This window comes from Streptomyces chumphonensis (assembly GCF_014779715.1).
Taxonomy (GTDB): Bacteria; Actinomycetota; Actinomycetes; order Streptomycetales; family Streptomycetaceae; genus Streptomyces; species Streptomyces chumphonensis.
The window spans coordinates 987,731-1,003,802 of record NZ_JACXYU010000001.1; the positions used below are offsets into that span (position 1 = coordinate 987,731).

The 16,072-nt window shown below is 73.9% G+C and carries 13 protein-coding genes; 9 read left to right on the forward strand and 4 right to left on the reverse strand.

What is annotated here, in order from left to right; translation table 11 throughout:
• The first annotated feature begins 16 nt into the window (after positions 1 to 16).
• From IF129_RS04140 to IF129_RS04180, 9 genes are all read left to right on the forward strand, one after another.
• Positions 17 to 1,084: a glutamate ABC transporter substrate-binding protein gene (locus IF129_RS04140; protein ID WP_191207993.1), complete on the forward strand. Its 1,068-nt coding sequence runs from the start codon at positions 17 to 19 to the stop codon at positions 1,082 to 1,084.
• Positions 1,085 to 1,153: 69 nt separating this feature from the next.
• Positions 1,154 to 2,455, forward strand: coding sequence for a coiled-coil domain-containing protein (locus IF129_RS04145; protein ID WP_191207994.1), 1,302 nt, complete (start codon positions 1,154 to 1,156; stop codon positions 2,453 to 2,455).
• Positions 2,452 to 4,998 carry a serine/threonine-protein kinase gene (locus tag IF129_RS04150; RefSeq protein WP_191207995.1) on the forward strand — a complete coding sequence of 849 codons (2,547 nt, stop codon included), beginning with the start codon at positions 2,452 to 2,454 and terminating at the stop codon, positions 4,996 to 4,998. Before IF129_RS04145 ends, IF129_RS04150 begins: the two co-directional genes overlap by 4 nt.
• Positions 4,999 to 5,000: 2 nt before the next feature.
• The gene (locus tag IF129_RS04155) at positions 5,001 to 6,392 is read left to right on the forward strand and encodes a PP2C family protein-serine/threonine phosphatase (RefSeq protein ID WP_191207996.1); all 1,392 of its coding nucleotides are present in this window, start codon (positions 5,001 to 5,003) and stop codon (positions 6,390 to 6,392) included.
• Between the two features lie 28 nt (positions 6,393 to 6,420).
• Entirely contained in the window at positions 6,421 to 7,806 is a 1,386-nt protein-coding gene (locus tag IF129_RS04160) for a VWA domain-containing protein (protein WP_191207997.1), read from the forward strand.
• 36 nt (positions 7,807 to 7,842) lie between these two features.
• Positions 7,843 to 8,946, forward strand: a complete 1,104-nt coding sequence (locus IF129_RS04165) for an FHA domain-containing protein (RefSeq protein WP_191207998.1) — start codon at positions 7,843 to 7,845, stop codon at positions 8,944 to 8,946.
• Between the two features lie 82 nt (positions 8,947 to 9,028).
• Positions 9,029 to 9,760 (forward strand): ABC transporter ATP-binding protein, encoded by a 732-nt coding sequence (locus tag IF129_RS04170; protein ID WP_191207999.1) that lies wholly within the window; start codon positions 9,029 to 9,031, stop codon positions 9,758 to 9,760.
• A complete protein-coding gene (locus IF129_RS04175; protein ID WP_224754231.1) occupies positions 9,757 to 10,917 on the forward strand; it encodes an ABC transporter permease in 1,161 nt (386 codons plus the stop codon). Before IF129_RS04170 ends, IF129_RS04175 begins: the two co-directional genes overlap by 4 nt.
• A gap of 75 nt (positions 10,918 to 10,992) precedes the next feature.
• On the forward strand, positions 10,993 to 11,397 hold the full coding sequence (locus IF129_RS04180) for a globin (protein ID WP_318153536.1): 405 nt from the start codon (positions 10,993 to 10,995) through the stop codon (positions 11,395 to 11,397).
• 42 nt (positions 11,398 to 11,439) lie between these two features.
• Here IF129_RS04180 and IF129_RS04185 read toward each other — a convergent pair whose 3' ends face one another.
• The 4 genes from IF129_RS04185 to IF129_RS04200 form a co-directional block, all read right to left on the reverse strand.
• Positions 11,440 to 12,096: a hypothetical protein gene (locus IF129_RS04185; protein ID WP_224754232.1), complete on the reverse strand. Its 657-nt coding sequence runs from the start codon at positions 12,094 to 12,096 to the stop codon at positions 11,440 to 11,442.
• Positions 12,068 to 12,505 carry a thioesterase family protein gene (locus tag IF129_RS04190; RefSeq protein WP_191208002.1) on the reverse strand — a complete coding sequence of 146 codons (438 nt, stop codon included), beginning with the start codon at positions 12,503 to 12,505 and terminating at the stop codon, positions 12,068 to 12,070. Before IF129_RS04190 ends, IF129_RS04185 begins: the two co-directional genes overlap by 29 nt.
• A 5-nt stretch (positions 12,506 to 12,510) precedes the next feature.
• On the reverse strand, positions 12,511 to 14,175 hold the full coding sequence (ettA, locus tag IF129_RS04195) for an energy-dependent translational throttle protein EttA (RefSeq protein WP_191208003.1): 1,665 nt from the start codon (positions 14,173 to 14,175) through the stop codon (positions 12,511 to 12,513).
• A gap of 134 nt (positions 14,176 to 14,309) precedes the next feature.
• On the reverse strand, positions 14,310 to 15,803 hold the full coding sequence (locus tag IF129_RS04200; protein WP_191208004.1) for a thioester domain-containing protein: 1,494 nt from the start codon (positions 15,801 to 15,803) through the stop codon (positions 14,310 to 14,312).
• Positions 15,804 to 16,072: the final 269 nt, after the last annotated feature.

Here is a 16,072-nt window from a genome sequence, read left to right on the forward strand (position 1 = left end):
CGGGGAGGACGGGACGATGAACGCCAGGCGTACGGCGTCCGGCGGGGCCGGGGAAGCGGAGCGGCACGGCGGACGCCGTCGGTGGAGGCCGCTGATCGCCCTCGCCGCCCTCGCCCCGGTCCCGGCCGCCCTGCTGACGGCGGCGCTGACGGCGACGCTGCTCGCCCCGGTGGACGTCCGGGGCGGGAACGCGGACGACACGGGGGCCGCCGGGCGTCCGCACGCCCGCCCGCGAACGGTGGCTCCCGCCGCCGCGGCGGCTCCGGAGCGGTGCGACGACGGCACCGAGGCGGCGGCGAGTCTGCGTCCTTCGGACGAGGCGGGCGAGGCGGTGGAGCGCATCCGGGAGCGCGGCCACCTCGTCGTCGGCGTCGACCAGAACAACTACCTGTGGGGCTACCGCAACCCGCACACGGGCTCCATCGACGGCTTCGACATCGATCTGGTGAAGGCCGTCGGCCGCGATCTCCTCGGCACCGACCCGAAGATCGTCTACCGCACCATCCCCACCGACCAGCGCATTCCCGCCATCCGGGACCGACAGGTCGACATGGTGGTGCGCACCATGACCATCAACTGCGAGCGGCGGACCGAAGTGGCCTTCTCCACGGCCTACTTCACGGCCGGTCAGCAGATCCTGGCCCCCCGCTCCGCCGACGTCACCGGGCACGACGGCTCGCTGAAGGGCCTGCGCACCTGCTCGGCCAAGGGCTCGACGGCGGCGGCGGCCATGGAGCGGGAGGACTTCGGCTCCTCCCAACTGCTCGTGCCGAACCAGCTCGACTGCCTGGTGCGGTTGCAACTCGGCGAGGTGGACGCGGTGGTGACGGACAGCGCCCTGGCCGCCGGACTGGCCGCGCAGGACCCGACGGTGGAGCTGGTGGGCGAGCCGTTCACCACGGAGCCCTACGGGATCGCGATGAACCTGGCGGACGAGGACCTGGTCCGCCGCGTCAACAAGGTGCTGGACGACTTCCGCTCCGGCGGTGACGACAGCGCGTGGCGGGCGTCCTACGACCGCTGGCTCGCCGACGTCATGCCGGACCGGACGCCCGAACCGCCGATCCCGCAGTACCGGGACTGAGCGCGTACGGCGGGCGACGGTGGCGGGTACGAGCAGGGCGCAGTCCGGACGAGAGCAGCGAGGTGGTCGATGGGGTCCGCGGAATCCTCCGGAGCGGTGCCGGACCGGGACGAGGTGGACCGGACACTGGCCCGGCTCGGCGCGGAGCACGAGGCCATCGAGTCCTCGCTGCTCGCCCTCCAGGACCACGCCGGGCGCAGGCTGCTGGAGGGCGCCGACCTGACCGGCGCGACCAAGCACCGCTGGGCCGCGGCCGAGGCCGCCATCAGCGTCCTGTGGAACCAGTTCGAGCGCTACAGCGACGCCCTCGCCACCGCCCGCGAGATTCGCGGCAGGCGCCGGTGGCCCGTTCGGGAGGACCTCGCCGCCCTGTCCGAACTGCTGCGCGGGCAGGGCGTCACCCTCGGCGGGGAGACCGGCGCACGCGGCGGACGACTGGCCGAGCGGCTGAGTCTGACGGAGCTCGTCGACCGGATGAACACCGGGTACGCCCGCGCGCTGGACGTCGTGGTGGCCGCCGACGCCGTCTGGTCGGTGCTGCCCGCGCGCATCGACCTCCTCGCCGCCGAGCTGGGCCGCATCCGCTCCCTGGCCCACTCCGTCGGCGTCCGCCAGGGCGAACACCCGGCGGGCGACGACCTGGAGGAGATCACGGCCGAGCTGGCCGCGCTGCGGCGGGAGGTCATCACCGACCCGCTCGCCTTCTGGCAGGCGGAGGGCGGCAGCAGCGCGCCCGGCGGCGGACGTCCCGACACCGCCCGGTACGACCGGGCCGCCCGGGCCCTGGAGGACGTGCGCCGGGAGATCGACGCCGTGCTCGGCGTGCGGCAGGACGCCGAGCAGCGGCTCATGCGGGTACGCGACGTCCTCTCCCGCGCCGACCGGACACTCGCCGAGGCGCGCACCGCGCGCGGCGAGGTACTGGCGAAGATCGCGGCGTCCGAGGTACCGGCCGTGAGCGGCCCGGCGACGGCGCTGCACGAGCAGCTCGGCACGGCGGCCGAACACCGCAGGCAGGCCCGGTGGAACCGGCTGTCGCCCCTGCTGGACGGCCTGGAGCAGCGCGCGGACGAGGAGTTGGAGCGGGCCCGGGACCAGTTGGCGGCCGTGACGGCGCCGCTCGCCGTGCGGGCGGAGCTGCGCGGGCGGCTGGACGCGTACCGGGCCAAGGTCGCCCGGCACGGGCTGGCCGAGGAGCCGCTGCTGACCGAACGGTACGACGCCGCCCGGCGCCTGCTGTGGAGCGCGCCCTGCGACCTGCGCGCGGCCGAGCGCGCGGTACTGCGCTACCAGCGCTTCGCGGTGGAGCTGCTGTCCCCGCCCGCCGCGGGCGCGGAGGAGAACGACGTGACGGGGAGAGGCGGACGATGAGCGCGCAGCGGCGGACGTGCCAGCAGCGGGGCTGCGAGGGGGTGTACGAGGACGTCGGCGGGGGCGAGCTGTACTGCGACACGTGCGGGCTCTCCCCGGTCGTGGCGCCCCCGCCGCCCCGGGCCGGGGCGGGCTCCGGACCGCCGCCGTCGGGCTCGGGCTCCCCGGGCGCGGAGGGTTCCGGCACGGGGGGTTCCGGCGCGGGGGGTGCCCTGCCGGCGCCTCGGTCCGGGGCGTCCTCGGGACACTCCTCCGCGCGTTCGCAGTCCTCCCGGCGGTCGGTCTCCGGGCGGCTGTCCCGTTCGGTGACCGGATCGCTGCGGGCCCGCCCCCTGTCGGTGCGCAGCTCGCGGGCGTCGGGTTCCGCCGGCACCTCCCGCAACCGGCTCGGCGCCGGCCTGGTCAGCGTCCCGGAGGTACCGCGCGCGGACCCGGCCTCCGCCGTGCTGGCGAACGCCGAGGTCCCCGAGCGCAAGCGGTTCTGCGGCAACGCGGACTGCGGCGGCCCCGTCGGGCGGTCCCGGGCCGGACGGCCGGGTCGCACGGAGGGCTTCTGCACCACCTGCGGGCAGCCCTACTCGTTCGTCCCCAAGCTGAACCCGGGGGACGTCGTGCACGGCCAGTACGAGGTGGCCGGCTGCCTGGCCCACGGCGGTCTCGGCTGGATCTACCTCGCGGTGGACCGGGCCGTCTCCGACCGCTGGGTCGTGCTGAAGGGGCTGCTGGACACCGGTGACCAGGACGCCATGGCGGCGGCGATCTCCGAGCGCCGCTTCCTCGCGGAGATCGAGCACGCCGGCATCGTGCGCATCTACAACTTCGTCGAGCACCTCGACCAGCGCACCGGCAGCCTCGACGGCTACATCGTGATGGAGTACGTGGGCGGCAAGTCGCTCAAGCAGCTCGCCGAGGAGCGGCGGGGCCCGGACGGCCGCCGCGACCCGATGCCCGTCGAGCAGGCGTGCGCGTTCGGCATCGAGGCGCTGGAGGCGATCGGCCACCTGCACGACAGGAACCTGCTGTACTGCGACTTCAAGGTCGACAACGCCATCCAGCAGCACGACCAGCTCAAGCTCATCGATCTGGGCGCCGTGCGCCGTATGGACGACCACGAGAGCGCGGTGTACGGGACGGTCGGATACCAGGCACCCGAAGTCGCCGAACGGGGGCCGTCGGTGGCCTCCGACCTCTACACCGTCGCCCGGACGCTCGCCGTGCTGACGTTCGACTTCCGCGGCTACACGAACATGTACGTCGACAGCCTGCCCGACCCCGAGAGCGTGGATGTGCTCACGCGGTACGAGTCGTTCTACCGGTTCCTGGTGCGGGCCACCGACCCGGATCCGGAACGGCGGTTCGGCTCGGCGGCCGAGATGGCGGAGCAGCTCACGGGAGTGCTGCGGGAGGTGGTGGCCGTCCGCAGCGGACGCCCCCGACCGGCCGTCTCCACCCTCTTCGGCCCCGAACTGCGCGTGGTCAGCACCGAGTTGCTGCCCCGAAGCGACGAGGACGTGTCGCTGCTCGGGGCCCGCCCGCCGAGCGGGCGCGGCGGACGGCACCCGGCGCGGGCCGTGACGGCGGGTGTCGGGCCGGTGCGGGTCACTCCGCTGGAGCCGCGGGCGGCGGCACTGGCCCTGCCGATGCCCGCCGTGGACCCGGAGGACCCGAACGCCGGCTTCCTCGCCGGACTCACCGGCGCCACCCCGGCGGACCTGCACGTCGCGCTGCGGTCGGCCCCGGCCGACTCCGTGGAACTGCGGCTGCGCTTCCTGCGGGCGCAGTTGGAGCTGGCACCGGTGGCACCGTCACGGCCGGTCGGAGCGGCCGACCTGGCCCACCTCTCCGAACAGTACGCGGAGGACTGGCGGGTGGTCTGGTACCGGGGCCTGGCGGGTCTGGTGGGCGGTGACCTGGAGACGGCCGCACTCGCCTTCGACGCGGTCTACGACGCCTTCCCCGGCGAGTGCGCGCCCAAGCTGGCTCTGGCGGTCAGCGCCGAGCTGCTGGGCCAGTGGGACAACGCCGAGGAGTTCTACCGGCTGGTGTGGTCCACCGACCCGAACCACGTGAGCGCCGCCTTCGGCCTGGCCAGGGTGCGACTGGCCGGCGGCGACCGGGCGGGTGCGGTGACGGCGCTGGAGTCGGTGCCCGAATCCTCCATCCACTACGTGGCGGCACGGGTCGCGGCGATCTCCGCGCGGCTGCGGCAGCGCGGCCCCCACGAGCCCGTCCTGCCCGACGTGGAGGCCGCCGCGCGGGAGTTGGAACGGCTCCGGACGCTCGGCCTCGACGCCCGACGCCGGGAACGGCTGGCCACCGAAGTGCTGGGCCGGGCCCTGGACTGGGTGCTGGCCGGACGCCCGACGGCACCCGGTGCCCCCGCCGGAGCCGGTCCGCTGCTCGGCAGCGAACCGACCGAGAGCGGGCTGCGTCTGGGACTGGAGGACTCCTGCCGACGGCTGGCGCGGCTGGCGCAGAGCGGGAGCGAGAGGATCTCATGGGTGGAGCGGGCCAACCGTCTCCGCCCCAGGACTTGGGTGTGAGGATGCCGCAGCACGACCGATACTCCACCTGCCCCAGCTGCGCCGAGCCGCTGGAGGAGGGCGACCTCTTCTGCGGGGGCTGCGGCCGCGACCTCGCGGCGCCGGCCCCGCACGCCCCGGCCCCGCCGCCGACGGCAACGCCGCCCGCCGTGCCGCCACCGCCCGCCGTACCCCCCGCCGCGCCGCCACCGCCCGGCAGGCCGCCCCGTCCGGCCGCGCCGCCCGCCGTACCGGCCCGGCGGCAGGCCGTGCCGGAACCCGCGCGGACGGGCGCGTCCGCCGTGCGCACCCCCACCGTTCCGGACTTCACCCTGGCGCCGCCCGACCCCGGCGCGGCGCGGACCGATCCGGCCGCGGCCGCGGCACACTCCCGGCCGCAGGACCCCGACCCCGCTCCCGCGAGCCCCCCGCACACCGGGCCGGCCCCCGGCGCACCCGATCCGCGCACCGGCACCGCCGCTCCCCCCGCCGGTCCGGAGCCGGACGCGGGCCGCACGGGGACGTGCGCCGGGTGCGGCACCGGTGGCTTCGACGCGGACGGCTACTGCGAGCACTGCGGTCACGCGCGACCGCACGGACGCGACCACCTCGAACAGGAGGTGCCCGGCGTGGCCGCCGCGAGCGACCGCGGACTGCGGCACCACCGCAACGAGGACGCCTTCGCGATCACCACCGCCCCCCGGCCCGGAACCGGCCCGGCGGTGGTGGCCATCGTCTGCGACGGTGTCTCGTCCTCCAGCCGCCCCGACGAGGCCTCGGCCGCCGCCGCGTGCGCGGCCCGCGACGCGATGCTGGACACCCTCCCGCGCGGCGTCCAGCCACCGCACGCCCTGCACGAGGCCCTGGGCGTCGCGGCCCGCGCCGTGGCCGCGTTGGCGGACGCCCGGGTGGACGGCGGCCACAACGCCCCGGCCTGCACCATCGTCGGATCGGTCGTGGCCGAGGACGTCCTGACCGTCGGCTGGGTCGGGGACAGCCGCGCGTACTGGGTTCCCGAAGACCGTTCCGCCCCGGCCGCCCGGCTCACCGAGGACGACTCCTGGGCCGCGCAGATGGTGGCCGCCGGGCTGATGAGCGAGGCCGAGGCCTTCGCCGACCCGCGCGCCCACGCCATCACCGGCTGGCTGGGCGCGGACGCCGAGGACGTCGAACCGCACACCGCGTCCTTCCGCCCGGAGTGTCCGGGTGTGGTGGTGGTGTGCACCGACGGCCTGTGGAACTACGCCGAGTCGGCGAAGGACATGGCCGACGCCGTGCCCGGGGACGCCCGCTCCCGGCCGCTCCCGGCCGCCCGGCAGCTGGTCGGTCACGCGCTCAGGGGCGGCGGGCACGACAACGTAACAGTGGCCGTCATCCCGTTCCCGGCGACGGCGCCGCGGGCAGGATCGGCCTGATGTGCAACTCCGGGGGGAGAAGCAAGAGATGGCCAACTTCGCCAAGTCCAACGTGCCGCGGTTCTCGGTCGACGTGTACCAGAACCCCTACCTGCCCGAGCACGGCCGGGAGGTCAACGCGATCGTCACGGTGACGGCGACGGGCGGCGGCACTCGGGGCCGCGCGGGGAGCCTGCCGCTGCCGGGCCCCCCGCGTGGTCCCGTGGACGCGCCCCGCGACCGGTCGCAGGGCACGCCGCCGGCCGCCGTCGTCCTGATGGTGGACTGCTCCGGCTCCATGGACTACCCGCCCGCGAAGATGCGCAACGCCCGGGAGGCGACGCGTGCCGCCGTCGACGCCGTGCACGACGGCGTCGCCTTCGCCGTCGTCGCCGGGACGCACACGGCGAAGGAGGTCTACCCCGGCGGCGGACGACTGGCGCTCGCGGACGCCGCGACCCGGGCCTCCGCCAAGGAGGCGGTGCGGCGGCTGACGCCGGGCGGCGGCACCGCCATCGGGACCTGGCTGCGGCTCGCGGACGATCTCCTCGCCTCCTCCGACGCGGCCGTCCGGCACGGCATCCTCCTCACCGACGGACGCAACGAGCACGAGGACCCCGAGGCGCTCCGGGAGGCGCTGAACGCCTGCTCCGGGCGGTTCACCTGCGACGCGCGCGGCGTGGGCACGGACTGGGAGGTCCACGAGGTCACCGGCATCGCCACGGCCCTGCTGGGCACGGCCGACATCGTCGCCGACCCCGCCGGGCTGGCCACCGACTTCACCGGCATGATGGCGGCCGCCATGGGCAAGGAGATCGGCGACGTGGCGCTGCGGCTGTGGACGCCGCAGGGCGCGGAGATCGCCTTCGTCAAGCAGGTGGCGCCGACGGTGGTGGACCTCACCGGCCGCCGGGCGCAGGCCGGTCCGCGCGCCGGGGACTACCCGACGGGATCGTGGGGCGACGAGTCCCGCGACTACCACGTGTGCGTGGCGGTGCCGCCGGCGGCGGTGGGCCGGGAGATGCTGGCGGCCCGGGTCTCCCTGGTCCGCCCCCGGCCCGGCGACGCTCCCGAGGTGCTCGGCCAGGGGCTGGTCCGGGCCCTGTGGACGGACGACGGCGCCGCGTCCACGGCCCTCAACGCGCAGGTGGCCCACTACACCGGTCAGGCGGAACTGGCCCGCGTCATCCAGCAGGGCCTGGACGCGCGCAGGGCCGGGGACGAGGGCGGGGCGACGGCGAAACTGGGCCGGGCCGTGCAGCTCGCGGCCGCCTCCGGCAACGGTGAGACCGCCAAGCTCCTGGCGAAGGTGGTGGACGTCGTCGACGTGGCGGCGGGTACTGTTCGACTCAAGGCGAAGGTCGCCCAGGCCGACGAGATGACGCTCGAAACCCGCTCCACGAAGACGGTGCGCGTCAAGAAGACCGGCAACTGACTGCGCTGCGGCGCCGCACGGAGGGGGAAGCCCGACATGCCGACTTGTCCGAACGGCCACCGGTCGGCGGCCGACGACTGGTGCGAGGTGTGCGGACACCGCATGACGGCACCCGGGGCGCCCGGAGCCGTTCCCCCGCCCCCGCCGGCGCCTCCGCCCCCCGCACCGGACGGCTACGGGTACGGCTACCCCGCTCCCCCGCCGCCCCCTCCCTACGACGGCCCCGGCGGCCCCGGCGGGCACGCGGGCCACGGCGGGCCGGGGGACAGCGGCGGCTACGGCTACCCCGGTGAGCAGGCACCGCCGTCCGGGCCCGGCATGCCGCAGCACCCCGGCGCCGGCATACCCGACCGGCCGGGACCGGCCGCGCCCGTGCCGCCCGGACCGACGCAGCACACCGAGCTGTGCCCGCAGTGCCGCACACCGCGCGAGCCCCACGCGCCGTTCTGCGAGGAGTGCCGCTACAACTTCCACACCCAGTCGCCGACGGCCTACGCGCCGCCCGCGCCCCCGCCCGGCTTCCTCCAGCAGGGTCCGCCACCGGTGTACGAGCGGTCCCGGCCCTCGCAGATGAACCGGCCCGCCGAGCCGCTGTCACAACAGCCCCAGCAGCCCGCGCACGCCCCCGAACCGGGCGACTGGAACATCGCTCCGCCCTCCACGCCGGTGGGGGAGCCCCACGGCCAGGGCGGCTACGGCTACCCGGGCCCCGGAGCGGGGACGCCGGCGCGGGGCACCGGGTGGATGGTCACCGTCGGCCCCGACCGCGAGTACTTCACCGCGATGATGCAGCGCAGCGGCCCCGAGGGCGCGACGCTGAACCTTCCCGCCTACTCCCCCGAGCAGCAGGTGCCGCTCAGCGGTCAGCAGGTCTCGATCGGCCGCAGGCGGCAGTCGACCGGTGAGGCCCCGGACATCGACCTCTCCAGGCCGCCCGAGGACCCGGGTGTCTCGCACCAGCACGCGCTGCTCGTGCAACAGCCGGACGGCGGCTGGGCGGTGGTCGACCAGGACTCCACCAACGGCACGACGATCAACGGCGGCGAGGACCCGATCCAGCCGTTCGTGCCGGTCCCCCTGCACGAGGGCGACCGCGTCCACGTCGGCGCCTGGACGACCCTGACCGTGCGCCGGGCCTGACGGTTCCGGGCCGCGCGAGGCCGCGCGAAGGCTCGGGTGAGAAGGTGGCCCAGAGTGATCGACGCCGTATAGCGTCAGGAGCATGACCACTGACGCTGCGATCACAGTCGAAGGACTGCGCCAGCGGTACGGGGATGTTCAAGCGGTCGACGGGGTCTCCTTCGAGGTTTCCCACGGCGAGTTCTACGGCATTCTGGGACCGAACGGCGCGGGCAAGACGACCACACTCGAGATCGTCGAAGGGCTCCGCCGACCCGACGAGGGACGGGCGACCCTTCTCGGGAAGCCCTCCTGGCCACGCGACAAGAAGCTGCTCGCCCGGATCGGCGTCCAGCTCCAGGCGTCGTCCTTCTTCGAACGGCTCACCGCACGCGAGCAGATCCACACCTTCGCGGAGCTCTACGGCATCTCCCGCAAGCGGGCCGACGCCATGCTGGAACGCGTCGGCCTGACGGACAAGGCCGACGTGCGGCAGGACAAGCTCTCCGGAGGGCAGGAGCAGCGGCTGTCGATCGCCTGCGCGCTGGTGCACGATCCGGAGCTGGTCTTCCTCGACGAACCCACGACCGGGCTCGACCCGCAGGCCCGGCGCAACCTCTGGGACCTCCTGCGCGGCATCCAGGCCGAGGGACGCACCGTGGTGCTCACCACGCACTACATGGACGAGGCCGAGACCCTCTGCGACCGCGTCGCCGTGATGGACCACGGCCGCATCCTGCGCGTCGGGCCGCCCGCCGAGCTCATCGGCGAACTGGGCGCGGCCTCCCTGGAGGACGTCTTCCTCCAGCTCACCGGACGGGAGTACCGCGAATGACGGCGCAGGACGGACCGGACACCCGGGAGGACCACCGGACGGCACACGGCGCCGGAGGTGCCGCGCGCGGCCCCTCCGGCGCCACGTCGCTGCGCACGCTCTCGCGGGCGATGGCCCTGGGCCTGCTGCGCGACCGGGCGGCCGTCTTCTTCATGCTCCTCTTCCCCCTGATGTTCCTCGTGCTCTTCGGGGCGCTGGTGAAGGACTCGGGCGCCTCCGAGTCGGAGATCGTGCAGGTCGGCGACGTCGCCGTGCTGGACGAGCTGCCCGACGAGCGGCGGGCCGAGCTGCGCGGCGTCCTGGAGGTCGAGAAGACCGACGGCTCCGAGGAGGCCCTGGACGAGGCGCTGGAAGACGTCCGCAAGGGCGACGTCGACGCGGTGGTGTTCCAGCGTGCCGACGAGGTGGAGCTGCGCTTCTCCGCCGCCGACTCCGTACGCGCCGGCACCGTCCGCTCGCTGGTCGACTCCATCGTCCAGCAGGCCAACCAGGCGGCGACGGGCCAACCCCCCGCCCACACCCTCGCCGCTCAGCAGGTCGAGGACGAGTCGATCAAGCCGATCCAGTACCTCACGCCCGGCCTGCTGGGGTGGGCGGTGGCCATGGGGGCCGTCTTCGGGCCCGCGTTCAACCTGGTGGCGTGGCGCAAGAAGCGCATCCTGCGACGCCTGTGGCTGGCGCCGGTCGACGCCTCCTCGGTCATCGGCGCCCGCGTCGGCGTCAACGTCGTGCTGGCCCTGACCCAGTTGGCGATCTTCCTCGGCGTCGCGACGCTGCCCTACTACGGCCTGCGGCTGACGGGCGACTGGTGGCTGTCCGTCCCGCTCGTCCTCGCGGGGACCCTGGCGTTCATGTCCCTCGGTCTGCTGGCGGGGGCCTGGGCCAAGACGGAGGAGGCGGCCAACGGCCTGGCGCAGATGATCGTGCTGCCGATGGCCTTCCTGTCCGGGGCGTTCTTCCCCTTGGACGGGGCGCCGCAGTGGCTGCGGACGGTCTCGGAGTTCCTGCCCCTGACCTATCTCAACGACTCCATGATGGGGGTGCTCTCGCGCGGGGAGAGCTGGGGCGACGTGCTGCCCGTGATCGGCGGGCTGCTGCTGTTCGGCGCCGTCTTCACGACGATCGCCTGGCGGGTCTTCCGCTGGGACGACGCCTGACGGCCCCGGCGCCGTGCGGTGACCGGAGCGGTCCGGCCCGGCCGGACCGCTCCGCGATCTGCGACCATGGGGGACGTGATGGAGATTCCGCGAGGCACCGTGCAGACGCAGACGTTCTTCGAGCAGGTCGGCGGCGAGGAGACGTTCCGACGACTGGCGAAGCGCTTCTACGAAGGCGTCGCCGGTGACGAACTCCTCCGTCCCATGTATCCCGAGGAGGACCTGGGACCGGCCGAGGAGCGCCTCGCGCTGTTCCTCATGCAGTACTGGGGCGGCCCGCGCACCTACAGCGACCACCGCGGCCACCCCCGGCTGCGCATGCGGCACGCGCCGTTCCGCGTCGACCGGGCCGCGCACGACGCGTGGCTGCGGCACATGCGGGACGCCGTGGACTCACTGGAGTTGCCCGGCGACCTGGAGAAGCAGCTCTGGGACTACCTGGTCTACGCCGCCAACTCCATGATCAACACACCGGGCTGACGGTCGGCCCCCGGCCGGGGCCACGGCCGGAGCCCACGGACGTCACGCCGGGCTGACGGACAGGCCCTCCGCGCGGCCGGTGCGCACGGCGACCGAGCCGTGCGGGGTGGCCAGGCGCAGCCACGGGCCCTTCGACAGCAGGCCCAGCGGCTCCGGCCCGCCGAGGAAACCGAGCGCGTGCGCCGCGTGCGCGGCGCGCAGCGGAAGCCCGGTCCGGCCCAGCGGCCGGGACCAGATCTCGTCCGCCAGCGCGTCCAGCTCCGCGCGGGTGCGCTGCTGTGGCGTCAGCGCCTCGGCACGGCGGCGGAACTCCGCGACGGCCGCCGCGGCCACCGAGCGGACGGCGTCCGACGGCAGCTCCCCCAGCCGCTGCCAGCCGCTGCGGGGCGGCAGCACACCGGCCCACGGCGGCCCGGTGACGGCGGCCGGCACGGCCAGGACGCGCGCGCGCTCGTCCAGCAGCTCCAGCAGTTCGCCCGCCGCCACGGTGGTGTCGAACGTCCGGGCCGGTTCGTCCAACCGGGCCGTGCGAACGGCGAGGACCTCGAAGCGGGCCGGGCGCGCGAAGAGCGCGACGACACCGTCGCCCGCCTGGATGCGGACGGCGGCCGTCTTCTCCCAGCGCACCAGCCGTTGCAGGAAGGCGGCCGTCGCGGCCGCCTCCCCGGCGTCAGCGAGCGTGAGGCGAGGCGGGGACATGGCAGGTGTCATCGAGGTAGGGCTCCAGGAAGGTCCGCTCCGCCTCGCTGAGTCGGCGCGGCCTTCCGAGGTCCAGGTCGTAGGGCACGACGACGGTCGCGGCGCGTGCGTAGACCGTCGTCGCGTCCTTGATCTCGTAGCCGACCGTGATCGAGGCGGTGCTGATCTTCGTCAGCCAGGTCTCGACCTCCACCGGCTCGTGCCGGTGCACCAGCGGCCGGAGGTAGTCGATCTCGTGCCGGGCCACCACGGCGCCGCTGGTGAAGGCGTCGGGGGCCGCCTCCCGCGCGAGCCGGAACATGAAGTCGACGCGGGCCTCTTCCAGGTACCGCAGGAACACGACGTTGTTGACGTGCCCGAACGAGTCCATGTCCGACCAGCGCAGAGGGCAGCTGTAGTGATGGCGCACGTGTGTCAGCCCCGGGTCAGCTTCTTGTAGGTGGCGCGGTGCGGGCGGGCCGCCTCCGGGCCGAGCCGCTCGATCTTGTTCTTCTCGTACGACTCGAAGTTGCCCTCGAACCAGAACCACTTGCTCTCACCCTCGTAGGCGAGGATGTGCGTCGCGATGCGGTCGAGGAACCAGCGGTCGTGGGAGACGACCACGGCGCAGCCGGGGAAGTCGAGCAGGGCGTTCTCCAGGGAGGAGAGCGTCTCCACGTCGAGGTCGTTGGTCGGCTCGTCGAGGAGGAGGAGGTTGCCGCCCTGCTTGAGGGTGAGCGCGAGGTTGAGCCGGTTGCGCTCACCACCGGAGAGCACGCCCGCCGGCTTCTGCTGGTCCGGGCCCTTGAAACCGAAGGCGCTCACGTAGGCACGCGAGGGCATCTCGACCTGGCCGACGTTGATGTAGTCGAGCTCGTCGGAGACGACGGCCCACAGCGTCTTCTTGGGGTCGATGTTCGCGCGCGACTGGTCGACGTAGGAGATCTTGACGGTGTCGCCGACCTTGATCGCGCCGGAGTCCGGCTCCTCCAGCCCCTGGATCATCTTGAACAGGGTCGTCTTCCCGGCGCCGTTGGGGCCGATGACGCCGACGATCCCGTTGCGCGGCAGGGTGAAGGACAGGTCGTCGATCAGGATCTTGTCACCGAAGCCCTTGGAGAGGTTCGCCACCTCGACGACGACGTTCCCCAGGCGCGGGCCCGGCGGGATCTGGATCTCCTCGAAGTCCAGCTTGCGGGTCTTCTCCGCCTCGGCGGCCATCTCCTCGTAGCGGGCGAGCCTCGCCTTGGACTTGGCCTGCCGCCCCTTGGCGTTGGAGCGGACCCACTCCAGCTCCTCCTTGAGGCGCTTGGAGCGCTTGGCGTCCTTCTGCCCCTCGACCTTCAGACGCGCCTGCTTGGTCTCCAGGTACTTGGAGTAGTTGCCCTCGTAGGGGTAGGCCCGGCCGCGGTCGAGCTCCAGGATCCACTCGGCGACGTTGTCCAGGAAGTACCGGTCGTGGGTGATGGCCACGACGGTGCCCGGGTACTTGGCCAGGTGCTGCTCCAGCCACTGCACCGACTCGGCGTCGAGGTGGTTGGTGGGCTCGTCCAGCAGCAGGAGGTCGGGCGCTTCGAGGAGCAGCTTGCACAGCGCGACGCGGCGCTTCTCACCACCGGAGAGGTTGGTGACGGGCCAGTCCCCGGGCGGGCAGCCGAGGGCGTCCATCGCCTGCTCGAGCTGGGCGTCGAGGTCCCAGGCGTTCGCGTGGTCGAGCTGCTCCTGGAGCTTGCCCATCTCCTCCATGAGCTCGTCGGTGTACTCGGTCGCCATCTGCTCGGCGATCTCGTTGAACCGGTCGAGCTTGCCCTTGGTGTCCGCGACACCGTCCTGGACGTTCTCCAGGACGGTCTTGGACTCGTCCAGCGGCGGCTCCTGGAGGAGGATGCCGACGCTGTAACCCGGCGAGATGAAGGCGTCGCCGTTGGAGGGCTGCTCCAGACCGGCCATGATCTTCAGCACGGTCGACTTGCCGGCGCCGTTGGGGCCCACGACACCGATCTTCGCGCCGGGCAGGAAGTTCAGGGTGACGTCGTCGAGGATCACCTTGTCGCCGTGCGCCTTGCGCGCCTTGCGCATGGTGTAGATGAACTCAGCCAAGAGAAACCGTCCGGCAGTCTGGTAGGTGTGAAGATGCGGGCGTCCCGCGCAGGGGGTGGTCCTCCATCCTGCCGTACGGGACGCCCCGGGCGGAAACCGGCCGTCGGCCCTCCCGCCCGTGGGTGACCCCCGGGTCACCCCGGGTGGCCGCGCCCGCCGCCCTCGCCGTCGGTGGCTTCGGCGCCGTCCGGATCAGCGTCGGCGCCCGTGCCGCGCCGCACCATGAGGAAGGCGAGGCCGCCGAGGGCGAGAAGGCCGACGGCCACGCCGATCAGCAGCGGCATGTCGGTGCTGCTGCCGGTCTCCGCCAGGTTCGGGTCGCCGTCACCGCCGGCGCCGCCGACGGTGACGGGCTCGCTGTGGGCGGTGAGCCCCTCCTCTGCCTCCTCCTCGGGCGCGGCGGCGATGGTCCGGCAGTCCAGCACCCCGGAGAACGTCTGCGCGAAGGTGCCGGGGCCGGGCACGGTGATCCCGTACCGCTGGTCCTCCCCCACCGGCACGGTGATCGTGTCGCCGGAGTCCGCCGGTATCGCGTGGTCCTCCTCGCCGAGCGTGAAGGTGAACGGAGTGTCGCCCCGGTTGACGACGGTCACGCCCACACCGCCCGCCGCGCAGTCGCGGCGGACGAAGACGGCCGGGACAGCGCCCTCGGCGGCCCAGGCCGCGGTGGCCGTGGCGGTGACCGAGGCGTCGCTGGAGCCGGCCACGACGAGGGCCTGGCTCGCGGCGTGCGTGCCCGCCCCGGTGAGCGTGCGGCCCACCGGCACCGAGGTGGTCGCCTGGACCGTGAGGGCGCCGCCCCCGTCCTCGGCGTCCTGGGGGACGTCGAACCACAGTCGCGTGCCGTCCCCGGCCGAGGTGATCTCCTCCCCCTCCTCGTCGACGACGCGCACGCCGTGCCGCGCCGCCTCCGGACCCGGCGTCACGCTGACGTTCCGGGCGGGCGTCCGCACCGTCACCGGACCGAGCCGTTCCCCGGGCCGGCCGGCCGCGGCGGGCCGCTCCAGATGCAGAGACGGCGCCGGTTCCCGCAGGCTGCGCGCCTCCCGCTCCAGGTGGTCGGCCAGCTTCTCGGCGTCCGGATCGACCGCCGTCACCTCGGGGCGCTCGCCGGAGGCGGAGCGTTCCGAGTAGCGCCAGATGGCCACCTGGGTGCCGGCGGCGGCGCTCTGCGGGGTGAGCCGCCGCGCCCCCGCCGCCTCGGCCAGCGCGACCAGGTCGTCCACCTGCGGATAGGAGTGCTCCACGATCCAGCGGACGCGGCCCGCGTCCGGGTTCCCCCGCAGCGAGGAGGACCGCCAGGGGACCTCCGCGTACCGGGCGTCCTGCTGGGTGGAGCTGTACATGTCGATGCCGTAGGTCAGCAGGCTTCCCCCGCCGGTGACGGACATCTCGAACAGGCCGGCGCCCGTCTCGATCTCCGCGCCGTCGTACCGGATGACGGCTTCCCCGCGTACCTTCAGACCGTCCAGCGTGGCCGTCGCACCCTCGTACTGCGGTCCCTCGACGCCGGCTTCCCCCGCCGCCGCAGTGCCGGCCCCCAGCAGCGTCGCCGCCGCCGCCAGCAGTCCCGTGAGCAGTGCGGCCGTCGCGCGACGGGTGGCAGCCCGTCCGCGTATCGCTCTCATTGCCGTCCCCTCGTCAACCCCGTGGTCTGCGGAATCGTAAGGATCAAGCCGAACACCATCCCCGATTTTCACAGGTGCCACGCGCAACGCAGCGGAATCGTTATCGCGGAATGCCGCGAACGCGGACACAACGCCGAACAGCCCGCGCACCGACGGCCCGTCACGCGGACCGACCGAGGGCGGCCCGCTCCCCCTCTCCCCCGCGTCACACAACCCGCCCTGCTCCGGGCGGACTTGTCCGAGTACCGCCACCATCGTCGTCCCGTCCA